At 69.7% G+C, this 10,676-nt stretch carries 10 protein-coding genes and 1 pseudogene; 10 read left to right on the top strand and 1 reads right to left on the bottom strand.

Annotation, left to right across the window (positions count from 1 at the left end; translation table 11 throughout):
• Positions 1-439 precede the first annotated feature (439 nt).
• From ABZ260_RS37080 to ABZ260_RS37060, 5 genes and pseudogenes are all read left to right on the top strand, one after another.
• On the top strand, positions 440-1,255 hold the full coding sequence (locus tag ABZ260_RS37080; protein ID WP_355626872.1) for an SAM-dependent methyltransferase: 816 nt from the start codon (positions 440-442) through the stop codon (positions 1,253-1,255).
• Between the two features lie 101 nt (positions 1,256-1,356).
• Positions 1,357-1,971, top strand: a complete 615-nt coding sequence (locus tag ABZ260_RS37075) for a gluconokinase (RefSeq protein WP_355626870.1) — start codon at positions 1,357-1,359, stop codon at positions 1,969-1,971.
• A 14-nt stretch (positions 1,972-1,985) separates the two neighbouring features.
• Positions 1,986-2,183: pseudogene (locus ABZ260_RS37070) on the top strand (hypothetical protein); the annotation flags it as partial.
• Between the two features lie 4 nt (positions 2,184-2,187).
• Positions 2,188-2,616, top strand: coding sequence for a reverse transcriptase N-terminal domain-containing protein (locus ABZ260_RS37065; RefSeq protein ID WP_355626874.1), 429 nt, complete (start codon positions 2,188-2,190; stop codon positions 2,614-2,616).
• Positions 2,617-2,623: 7 nt separating this feature from the next.
• Positions 2,624-5,395, top strand: a complete 2,772-nt coding sequence (locus ABZ260_RS37060) for an AAA family ATPase (RefSeq protein WP_355626868.1) — start codon at positions 2,624-2,626, stop codon at positions 5,393-5,395.
• Here ABZ260_RS37060 and ABZ260_RS37055 read toward each other — a convergent pair.
• Positions 5,343-5,915 (bottom strand): ferritin-like domain-containing protein, encoded by a 573-nt coding sequence (locus tag ABZ260_RS37055; protein WP_355626866.1) that lies wholly within the window; start codon positions 5,913-5,915, stop codon positions 5,343-5,345. The genes ABZ260_RS37060 and ABZ260_RS37055 overlap by 53 nt on opposite strands.
• A gap of 240 nt (positions 5,916-6,155) precedes the next feature.
• Here ABZ260_RS37055 and ABZ260_RS37050 point away from each other — a divergent pair, with 240 nt between their 5' ends.
• The 5 genes from ABZ260_RS37050 to ABZ260_RS37030 all read left to right on the top strand — a co-directional run bounded on the left by ABZ260_RS37050 (position 6,156) and on the right by ABZ260_RS37030 (position 10,538).
• Entirely contained in the window at positions 6,156-6,461 is a 306-nt protein-coding gene (locus ABZ260_RS37050) for an antibiotic biosynthesis monooxygenase (protein ID WP_355551094.1), read from the top strand.
• Between the two features lie 23 nt (positions 6,462-6,484).
• Positions 6,485-7,480 (top strand): alpha/beta hydrolase, encoded by a 996-nt coding sequence (locus ABZ260_RS37045; protein WP_355626864.1) that lies wholly within the window; start codon positions 6,485-6,487, stop codon positions 7,478-7,480.
• 294 nt (positions 7,481-7,774) lie between these two features.
• On the top strand, positions 7,775-9,031 hold the full coding sequence (locus ABZ260_RS37040) for a low temperature requirement protein A (protein ID WP_355626862.1): 1,257 nt from the start codon (positions 7,775-7,777) through the stop codon (positions 9,029-9,031).
• Positions 9,028-9,552, top strand: a complete 525-nt coding sequence (locus ABZ260_RS37035; protein ID WP_355626860.1) for a 2Fe-2S iron-sulfur cluster-binding protein — start codon at positions 9,028-9,030, stop codon at positions 9,550-9,552. Before ABZ260_RS37040 ends, ABZ260_RS37035 begins: the two co-directional genes overlap by 4 nt.
• Positions 9,549-10,538 (top strand): xanthine dehydrogenase family protein subunit M, encoded by a 990-nt coding sequence (locus ABZ260_RS37030; RefSeq protein WP_355626858.1) that lies wholly within the window; start codon positions 9,549-9,551, stop codon positions 10,536-10,538. Before ABZ260_RS37035 ends, ABZ260_RS37030 begins: the two co-directional genes overlap by 4 nt.
• Positions 10,539-10,676: the final 138 nt, after the last annotated feature.

Raw genomic sequence — 10,676 nt, 5'->3', positions numbered from 1 at the left:
CTTCCATGATTCCCAGCAACCGTATTCCGGGCGCCGAGATCCAGTCGGCAGCACACGCCTTCCCCGTCAGCGTCAATATAACTTTCCGCCACCAGAATAGGCGGAAGACAGCGAAGCGTTACTGGAACGTTGCCGGAATTCGGTAGTCATCCAGAGCATTTATCACGATATTAGCGATATTACATAGACGCAGATCCCGAAGCTCTCTTCACACCACTGAACTGTCGCGGAAAATCCCGGGCACGCGAGTTTCACGACGACCCGACCCCGCCTTCTCCACGCCCCGAAGGCCGCAGACCACCGCAGGGGCCGGCAGCGGGTCCGGCACCGGCCTGCCGCGACCATAGGCATCGAGGGGGTTTGCCGTGACCGTCGCGGATGTGATCCACTACATCCCATCCCATTCAGTGCGAATACCTCATGAACGGAACCGGCCCCCATGAGTACCTCTCGCGAATCAGACTGGCAGCCCGTGGAACTTGATGCCGACCGGCCACATTCGGCCCGCATCTGGAATTACTGGCTGGGCGGAAAAGACAACTATCCCGCCGACCGCGACGCCGGCGACATGGTCGAGGGGCTCATCCCCGGCATCGTCGACTCGGCCCGGGCCGACCGGGCGTTCCTGGGCCGCTGCGTCCGCCACCTCGTCGCCGACGCCGGTATCCGCCAGTTCCTCGACATCGGCACGGGCCTGCCCACCGCCGACAACACCCACGAGGTGGCGCAGCGGATCGCCCCGGAGTCCCGGGTCGTCTACGTCGACAACGACCCGCTGGTCCTGGTACACGCCCGCGCCCTGCTCATCAGCACCCCCGAAGGGGTCACCAACTACATCGACGCCGACCTGCGCGAACCCCACCGCATCCTGCGGGCCGCCGAGAAGACCCTCGACCTCACCGAACCCGTCGCGCTGATGCTGCTGGGGATCCTGCATCACATCACCGACGACGACGAGGCCAGGCAGGTCGTACGGGACCTGGTCGACGCCGTCCCCTCGGGCAGCTACCTGGTGATCGCGCACGCCACCGCCGAGGTCCACGGCGATGCCATGCACGAGGCGATGCGGCAGTTCATGGAGCGAGGCGGCACCCCGATCGTGGCCCGCGACCGCGACCACCTCGTCACGTTCTTCGACGGTCTGGAGTTGCTGGAGCCCGGCGTGGTGTCCTGCTCCAGATGGCGTCCGGAACACAGCCCGTGGGGCGAGCCCGATGAGGTGTCCCAGTTCTGCGGCATCGCCCGCAAGCCCTGACGCCCCTGCCTCCCTCAGCGGCCGAGTCGACCGTGATCCCACGTCGGTCATCACCAACCCCGTCAGACTGTCGCGCAGAGCGACATGGGAGGCCCTCCTCAATGAACCCCGCTGGGGATTCCGCCGCACCGACTCCCGGAACCGCGCCACTCGTCGTCATGGGCGTGACCGGTTCCGGCAAGACCACCGTGGGCGCCGCCCTCAGCCGGCGGTTACGGGTGCCGTTCGCCGACGCCGACGACTTCCACAACGAGGCCAACATCGCCAAGATGTCGGCGGGCATCCCCCTCGACGACGACGACCGGCTGCCGTGGCTGCGCGCGATCGGTACCTGGCTCGCCGACCACGCCGCCACCGGCGGGGTGGCGAGCTGCTCGGCGCTCAAGCGGAGCTACCGCGACATCCTGCGGGAATCCGCACCGACGGTGAACTTCGTCCATCTGCACGGCGAGATCGACGCCGTACGCCGGAGGGTCGCCGGCCGGCCGGGGCACTTCATGCCCGCCTCGCTGGTCGACTCGCAGTTCAGGACCCTGGAGCCCCTCGGGCCCGAAGAGCACGGGATCGTCCTCGACTTCGCCAGGCCCGTCGGCGAGCTCGTGGACGCCTACCTCGCCGCGACGGCCGTCCCCCGGACACGACCGGACCCGTACCCCATCGGTCCCGCCGATCCCGGTGGCCCCCGAGACGCAGGCGAGGCCGGGAGGGCGAGGTGAGCACCGTTCTGATCATGCTCGCCGAGCCCGCCACGACCTCCCCCGGCCGGCTTGTCCCGGCTGCGCTCGCGGGCCTGTCGGTGATGCACGGGCTCGTCCCTCCCCACCTGGGACCGCTGGTCGCCATCGACGCCCTCAAGGCCGATCTCGGTATCGCGCTGGGCCTGGGCGTGCTCATCGCCGGACCGCTGTTCTCCAGGTACGCCGCCCAACGGAGTGAGGCTGCGGCGCAGGATCTTCAAGGCGACGCGGGAGCAGGACCGGGCCACGGTGGTCCGGTCCTTGCAGAAGACGATGCTGAGGTCCTGGTCGAACACGCTGGTCAGCGTCCGCCAGGTCACTCAACGCAACACCGGGCGCCGGACGGCCGGGATCGACGGCGAGGTCGCCCTCTCTGGGGCGGCGCATCGTGCGCCGCAGGCGCCGGCCGGGCTGGCCGCGACGGTCAAGACGCGCCTTGGCGCTTCCAGGTCTCTGGCTTGTTCGATTCTCGCTAACTGTTGCCCGATCCTGCCTTCTCGGCCGAAGGAGGCCAATGACGCCACCATGTCCGCCGCATCGCGGGATATGCTCGCGACGCCTTATGGACAGCCGTCGTGGTGCGGCGAGTCGCGTCGGGCAGGTAGGACATGGCCGACGCTGTGAGGTGCCTGTGGGCGGCGGTGAACTCTTCGGACGCCGTACCGAGCTCGACCAGCTCGCCGGTTTTCTCGATGCCGCCCGGCAACGCGGCGACGCGCGGTTGCTCTGGGGCGAGCCCGGGGTGGGCAAATCCGCTCTCATGGCCGCCGTGGCAGAGCTCGCCATCACGGCGGACATGCGGGTTCTGCGAGCGTCAGGGTCGGAGTTCGAGGCGGAAGTCAGTTACTCCTGCCTCAACCAGCTGCTTCTGCCGCTGAACGCCGACATCGAGCGCCTCCCGCCCGGTCTGCGGGAGGCGTTGTCGGTGGCGCTCGGTTTCGGTGTGGGGGCGCCCACGGACGCGCTCCTGGTCTGCAACGCGACGCTCTTGCTCGTCAAGGCGGTAGCCGCCGATGCGCCGCTCGCTCTTCTGGTGGACGATGTGCACTGGATCGACCGGGCCAGCGCCGTCGTCTTGAGCTTCGTCGCCCGCCGCCTGGAGGGTACCCAGGCCGGGCTGCTGGTCTCCGCCAGAACGGGCGCGGCGAGCTTCCTGGATCCGCGGGGACTGACCGAGATGACGGTCCGGCCGCTGGACCATGAGGCGTCCGGGCAGTTGGTCGACGCTGGTTTCCCGGAGATGCCGCCGCGCGTCCGGCGACGGCTGCTCGACCTCGCCCAAGGCAATCCGCTGGCGCTGACTGAGCTGCCGTCCACGCTGCTGGGTGCTGCGCATCACCCGGTGACCCACCTTGAGGTGGTTCCGCTCAGCGACAGGCTCCAGGCGATGTTCGCCACGCGGATGGCTGATCTGCCGGAGCCGACCCGCAGGCTGCTACTGCTGGCCACGTTCGAGGGCAACGGCGACGTCAGGGTGCTCAGAGCCGCCGTGGGGGCCGGGCACGGCCTGGCCGGCCTCGCCCCGGCCGAGCGGGCGCAGTTGGTACGCGTGGACGACGCCACGGCGCGGATCGCGTTCCGGCACCCGCTGATCCGGTCGGCGATCGTGGCGGTGTCCACCCACGAGGAGCGACGCAGCGCGCACCTCGCTCTCGCCGGAGCGTTGGACGTCGACCAGGAACGCCGCGCGTGGCACCTCGCGGCGGCTGCCACCGGACCGGATGAGACGGTGGCGCAGCTGCTGGAGGACTCGGCGCACCGCGTCATGCTCCGCGGAGACACCTTCGCCGCGGTTGCGGCTCTGATCCGCGCCGCCGAACTCAGCTCGACCAGCGCGAGCCGTGGCCGACGGCTCGCCGAGGCCGCCTACATCGGTGCCGAAGCCGGCGGCGCCGTCGAGGACGCCCAGTCGCTCCTGACGGATGCGCGCCGGTCGGACCCGGACTCGGCGGGTTCCCTGCTGGCCGCCAACGCGGCCGCCTTCCTGATGCTCAACGGAGACGGCGATGTGAACACCGCGCACCGCCTCCTGCTGGGAGCCATCGAGACCGGCGACCACGGATTCCGCGCCGACAATCCCGCCCTGATCGAAGCCATGCACACCTTGCTGCTGCTGTGCTGGTACGGCAGCGATCCGGAGTACTGGGAACCGTTCTACCGGGCGCTGCGCAGGCTGAAGCCGTCGCCGCCCGACGTGCTCGCACTGGCGAGCAAGACGTTCCCCGACCCCGTACGCACCGCAGCTTCGGCCCGGCCGGCGATCGATGAAATCCTCCGCTCCCTCCCCGACGAGGGGGATCCCACGCGCATCATGCGGATCGGTACGGCATCGGTCTACCTGGACCGCCTGGCCGACTGCCGCGAGTCCTCATGGCGCCTGGTCCAGCAGGGGCGGGACGGCGGAGCACCCCGCCGGCACCTCGGCGCCCTGATGCACCTGTGCCTGGACGACTACCTCGTCGGCCGGTGGGACGAGGCCGAGGAACTCGCTCTGGAAGGGCATCGGGTCTGTGACGCCAGCGGCTTCTCGTTCTTCGAGTGGTATTTCCTGTACAACAGGGCGATCGTCGCCGCCGGCCGGGGCCGTTTCGACGAGGCGTACACACTGGCCGACGAGATCACGCACTGGGCGCTGCCGCGCGGTGTGTCGGCTGCGGCCCTGTTTGCGCACCATCCGCGCGCCCTGGCTGCGCTGGGCCGGGGCGACTACGACGCCGCCTTCCGGCACGCCGCCGCGATGAGCCCGCCCGGCGTCCTGGCCTCGCATGCACCGCACTGCACCTGGGTCATGTTCGACCTGGTCGAGGCGGCGGTGCGAGTCGGACGCACGGTCGAGGCCAGGGCGCACGTAGAGGCGATGCGGGCTGCCGACGTGGCCTCGCTGTCGAGCAGGATGGCGCTGATCCAGGCCGGCGCGGAGGCTCTCGTTCTCGATGACGACGCGGCGATGTCGCGGCTGGAGGCTCTGCTGGCCAGTCCCGCGAGCGAGCGGTGGTTGTTCGACGCGTCGCGGGTACGGCTCGCGTTCGGCGAGAGGCTCCGCCGTGGCCGATCGGCGTCGGAGGCTCGTCGGCAGCTGCTCCTCGCCTGTGACGGGTTCGCCGCCATGGGCGCGGAGCCGTGGCTGGCGCGCACCCGGAGCGAGCTGAGCGCGGCCGGCCACCGGCAGGTTGACATGCCGTCGGGTGGTCCGACCGCCCTGACTGCGCAGGAGGCTCAGATCGCGCAGCTGGCGGCGAGCGGGCTGAGCAACAAGCAGATCGCCGAGCGCCTGTACCTGTCGCATCGAACGGTCGGCGCGCATCTGTACCGGATCTTCCCCAAGCTTGGCGTCACCTCCCGCGCGGGGCTCAGGGATGCGCTGTCGTCGCATCCCGGCGAGTCGCAGCCGCCTGCGCGCTGAGCGCGTCAGCCTGGCTCTCCTTCTCTTCGAGCAGCCGCTCCAGCAGTTGCCGGGTGGTCGGATCGCTGTTCCCGACCCAGCGCACCGCCTCCTGCAGGGTCTGGACGAGGATCCGCGCCGTGAGGAGATCCTGCGTAACGATGCCCGTGAGGTCCCCGTCGGGGAAGGTCTGGAAGGTGACGCACGACCGGGCGGACAGGTGCTGCGGGTCGTAGTCGGCGGCGAAGCCGAGCTGCCAGATCCGCGCCGCGAGCAACCTGGCCCCACCACGGTCCTGGTCCGCGCAGGCGTGGAGAAACTCGGAGATCGGCCGGTATGACGGCGCGCGGACGAGGTGCGCATGCTGCTCGTACTGCAACGAGGACACGACCAGGCTCGCCAGCAGCACGTTGAGCAGACGCGCGACAGCCGTCAGCTCAGCATGGTTCGACGGGGTCACCGGCCCGTCCTCCAGATCGAACAGGGCACGGTCCCGGACCTCGCGCTTGGACAGCTGCTCTGGACTTGGAAGCCTCGTCACATCCTCGATGGTGAGACACGGAGTCGCACCGAGGCATCTGTCATATGACCTAATCGCCCAGGGTCGGTGGTCCCTGGACAGGCCGTTTTCCAGAGGCGTGACTCCACACGCAAGTAGGTCGCCTGCCCTGGGAAAGGCCGTGAACTCGGAGTCGAATGACTGATGTGGGGCCGCCTGGGCGGCGCCGAAAGTGGGGCGTGAGACAAGCGAACAGCGCACCACAGTGAGGAGGTCGTCCCCATGTCTGTCGGCCATGGATTTCACGCGACGATGACGGCGCAGCCGGGTAAGGGCGACGAACTGGTCCAGCTTCTGCTCAACGCACCGTCACTACCGAACAAGGACTGCGTCGTGTTCCTGGTCAGCCGTTCGTCCGGCAACCGGGACGTCGTGCACGTCACGGAAGGGTGGGTCAGCCGGGAGGCGCACGCAATGTTCTTTGCCACCCAGCAGGCGCAGGCGTTGGTCGCACGCCTGCAGTCGCTGCTCGCCGGCGAGTCCGAATACGCCGACGCGGTGCCGGTCGGCGGCAAAGCCGCTTTCTGAACCTGAACCAGGAGGAGCTCATCGTGACATTGGCCAGACCCGACCTCGATCCCGAACTGCGGGAGCTTCTTGCGGACATGCCCCTGGTATCCCGGCTCGACCCCGAGATGCTCGCCCAGATGCGCCACCTGTCCGTGACATCGGTGGAACCGTACCTCGAGGGTCGCGCGATCGACCGGCGCGAGGTGACGGTGACCGGCCAAGACGGCGCCCAGATCCCCCTGTCGATCTTCACCCCCGGCCGTTCCACGGCGGCGGCGCCGTGCGTCTACTGGATCCACGGTGGCGGAATGATCATGGGTGACCGGTTCTCGAACATCGACATCCCGCTGGAATGGCTCGAACTGTTCGGCGCCGTCGTGGCCACCGTCGACTACCGGCTGGCACCGGAGGCAACCGGCTCGACCTTGGTCGAAGACTGCTACCAGGGCCTGCTCTGGATCGCCGAGCACGCTGGCGAGCTCGGTATCAACCCGGGGCGCATCATCGTCGCGGGGGCCAGCGCCGGCGGTGGTCTCGCTGCCGGGCTCGCCCTTCTGGCGCGTGACCGCGGCGCCCCCGCCGTCGCCGCGCAGGTGCTGATCTGTCCCATGCTCGACCATCGCAACATCACCGTCTCCAGCCACCAGTTCTCCGGCGACCCCGGTGTCTGGACCCGCGAGATGAACGAGTTCGGATGGCGATCGGTCCTCGGCCCCCTGGCCGACCAGGCTGTGTCCATCTATGTCTCACCTGCGACCGCCGGCGACCTGTCCGGCCTGCCGACCGCCTACATCGACGCCGGCACGGCAGAGGTCTTCCGCGATGAGGACGTCACCTACGCCACCAGGATCTGGGCGGCCGGCGGCCAGGCAGAGCTGCATGTCTGGGCGGGCGGCTTCCACGGATTCGACGCGCTCTACCCCCATGCCCGGATCTCCGCCACCGCCCGCCGTACCCGCAACGACTGGCTCGCCCGCGTCCTGACCCCCGCCTCGCCGGACGAGGCCCTTCAGCCAGCACAAGGGGCCAACCGATGAGCGCCGTCAACCGTGCCGCGTTCCTGCGAGAGTTCCTCCGGTCCCCCTTCACCGTCGGCGCTGTCGCGCCGAGCGGTGAGCCGTTGGCCGACTTGATCACCTCGCCCATCCCGCGCGACGGTGACCCGCTCGTCGTCGAACTCGGCCCCGGTACAGGCGCGTTCACCGGGGCCATCCAGCAGCGGCTCGCCGCCCGCATTCGTTTACTTCTGCCGAAGGCCCCGCGTTCCGGCGCAGACGCGCCCGCTGGTTCCCGATGGACGCGCACGTGTCGCATGACCTGGAGGGGTGACCATGGGTGTGAGACGTGGACACGGCAACGTTCGCTCCACCGGTGAGGACCATCGTGCGACGCCCTTCGAGTTGTTCTTCGACCTGGTCTACGTCTTCGCGATAACGCAGCTCAACGGCTATATGGCCCAGCAGCACAGCGCTCCCGGCGTGCTCCGGGGACTGCTGATGCTCGCACTGTTGTGGGGCACCTGGTCCGGCTACACCTGGCTGGGCAACCACTCACGAGCCGACCAGGGTCTGCCGCGGGTGGGAATGGTCGTCGCGATGACGGCGATGTTCGTCGTCGGCCTGACCATCCCCGAAGCATGGGACGACGGGCCGGGCGGCCTGAACGGCCCTGTGGTGCTGGTGGGCGCCTGCCTGCTGGTCCGCTGGGTGCACCTCGCGGTCTTCGCGGTGGCCGCGACCGGTGACGCCGGGCTGCGACGGCAGATCGCGATCACCTGGCTGCCCATGCTGACGAGCGCGGTTCTGCTGGTGTCCGGGGCGCTGCTCGGGGGCTGGACACAGGTGCTTCTGTTCTCCGTCGCCCTCCTGGTGGACTGGGTCGGCATCTACCTCACGGCTAGGCACGGCCAGTGGCGGCTGCACAGCCCGGCCCACCTGAGCGAGCGTCATGGCCTGTTCGTCATCCTGGCCATCGGCGAGTCGTTCCTGGCCATCGGCGTCGGCGCCGCCGACCGGCCCATGAGCGGGGCCCTGCTGCTCGCCGCCGTCCTCGGCGTCGCCGTCGCGGTGTGCCTGTGGTGGCTGTACTTCGAGGTGGTGGCACGTGCGGCCGAGCACCGGCTCGGACAGGCACGGGGCGAAACGAGGCTGCGCCTGGCTGTCGAGGCCTACACCTACGGGCACCTGCCTCTCATCGCCGGCATCCTGCTCACCGCCCTGGGTGTGGAGGGCGTGCTCGCACACGCTGGGGACAGCCGGCCGCTGGGCGTGTTCTCCGCGCTCGCTCTCTTCGGTGGCTTCACGCTGTACCTCGTCGGGCATCTGCTGTTCGAGCGCCGCATGCACCACACGCTGAGCCGCCCCCGGCTGCTGGCGGCCTGCGCCATCCTTGCGGCCACGCCGGCTGCCGTCGTCCTGCCGCCGCTGGCTGGGCTGGCGGGACTGGTGACCCTCCTGATCACTCTGATCGTCGTCGAGACCACCCGGTACGCGCGCGAGCGGGCCAGCCGCGACGCATGCGCCGCCAGCCCCCTGCCATCCGGCCTCACGCGCCCGGGCATGCCGCGCCTGAAGGAAGGAAGACCATGACCAACGACACCCGCAGTGTGATCTCGCTGCGCGTCAACGACGCGACACATCGTTTGTGCCTCGACAATCGCAGGACGCTGCTCGACGCGTTGCGCGAGGACACCGGCCACACCGGGCCGAAGAAGGGCTGCGACCACGGCCAGTGCGGCGCCTGCACCGTGCTGCTGGACGGCAGGCGGGTGCTGTCCTGCCTGACGCTGGCGGTCGCCGCCGAGGGCGCCGAGGTCACAACCGTCGAAGGCCTCGCCGGTGACGGCGAGTTACGGCCGATCCAGCAGGCTTTCGTACGGCTCGACGGGTTCCAGTGCGGTTACTGCACGTCCGGGCAGCTCTGCTCGGCCATCGGGATGCTGGCCGAGCACGCGGCGGGCTGGCCCAGCGCGGTCACCGCCGATCTCTGCCCGGACGGCCCGGCGCCGGCGTTGGACGCGGCAGAGGTGCGCGAGCGGATGAGCGGCAACCTGTGCCGCTGCGGCGCGTACCCGTCGATCGTGCGCGCGATCCTGGAGGAGGCCCGATGAAGGAGTTCGCCTATCAGCGCGCCTCGGGGATCAGTGAGGCGCTCAGACTGGTCGCCGGGAACGACGACGTCCACTACCTCGGCGGCGGCACGAACCTCGTCGACCTGATGAAAGCCGGTGTCGAGTCCCCCACCCGGCTGGTGGACGTTCGTTTCCTTCCGCTGGACGGCATCCGGCAGGTACCCGGCGGTGGGCTGGAGATCGGTGCGACGACGACCAACAGCGATCTCGCCGCCCACCCCGAGGTGCGGCGCCGGTATCCGGCGCTGAGCCAGGCAGTGCTGGCGGGCGCGTCAGGCCAGCTGCGCAACATGGCCACGATGGCAGGGAACCTGTTGCAGCGGACCCGGTGCTCCTACTTCGCCGACCCCTCGCAACCGTGCAACAAACGCGCCCCCGGCAGCGGATGCTCAGCGATCGCCGGCGCGCACCACAACCACGCCGTCCTCAGCTGGTCGCCGCACTGCGTGGCCACGAACCCATCGGACATGGCGGTCGCGCTGGCCGCGTTCGACGCGGTCGTGCGCTACGAGACCCTCGACGGCGCCGGGGACATCCCACTGGAGGAGTTCTACCTGCCCGTCGGCGACACGCCAGAGCGGGAGACGGCGTTGCCGCCCGGAGCCCTGATCACCGCGGTGCGTCTCCCGGAGTCCGCCATCTCGCCGCTCTCGCGGTATCGGAAGGTCCGCGAACGCGCGTCGTACGCCTTCGCGACCGTGTCCATCGCCGCCGACCTGGACATCCGCGACGGGGTGGTGCGCAGCTCGCGGATCGCCCTCGGCGGGGTCGCGTCGCGGCCCTGGCGCGCCAGGACCGCCGAGAGCCTGCTGCTGGACGGCCCCGCCACCGCCGACCGGTTCCGGACGGCCGCCGAAGCCGAGCTGGCCGCCGCCGAGCCGTTGCCCGGCAACGCCTACAAGGTGACGCTGGCGCGCAATCTCATCGTGGCCGTCTTGACCGACCTGGCGGCTTCGCCGTACTGAAGGAGATCACCCATGAACGCTGAATCCTCGGTCCCGACGACCGCGGGAGCCGTCGGGGCCGCGCGGCCCCGCGTCGAGGGCCGAGCCAAGGTCACCGGCACCGGCTCGTCGGCGGAGTAGCGGGCGCCGCCGGTGACC

The organism is Streptosporangium sp. NPDC006013 (assembly GCF_040614275.1).
Classification (GTDB): Bacteria; Actinomycetota; Actinomycetes; order Streptosporangiales; family Streptosporangiaceae; genus Streptosporangium.
The sequence above is the reverse complement of the archived record's forward strand: the minus strand, read 5'-3'. Positions and strand labels throughout refer to the sequence as shown.

Excerpts from the sequence above, each read along its gene's own strand:
- ABZ260_RS37030 (WP_355626858.1), top strand. The coding sequence starts at position 9,549 with ATGAAGGAGTTCGCCTATCAGCGCGCCTCGGGGATCAGTGAGGCGCTC.
- ABZ260_RS37075 (WP_355626870.1), top strand. The coding sequence starts at position 1,357 with ATGAACCCCGCTGGGGATTCCGCCGCACCGACTCCCGGAACCGCGCCA.
- ABZ260_RS37035 (WP_355626860.1), top strand. The coding sequence starts at position 9,028 with ATGACCAACGACACCCGCAGTGTGATCTCGCTGCGCGTCAACGACGCG.
- ABZ260_RS37050 (WP_355551094.1), top strand. The coding sequence starts at position 6,156 with ATGTCTGTCGGCCATGGATTTCACGCGACGATGACGGCGCAGCCGGGT.
- ABZ260_RS37040 (WP_355626862.1), top strand. The coding sequence starts at position 7,775 with ATGGGTGTGAGACGTGGACACGGCAACGTTCGCTCCACCGGTGAGGAC.
- ABZ260_RS37080 (WP_355626872.1), top strand. The coding sequence starts at position 440 with ATGAGTACCTCTCGCGAATCAGACTGGCAGCCCGTGGAACTTGATGCC.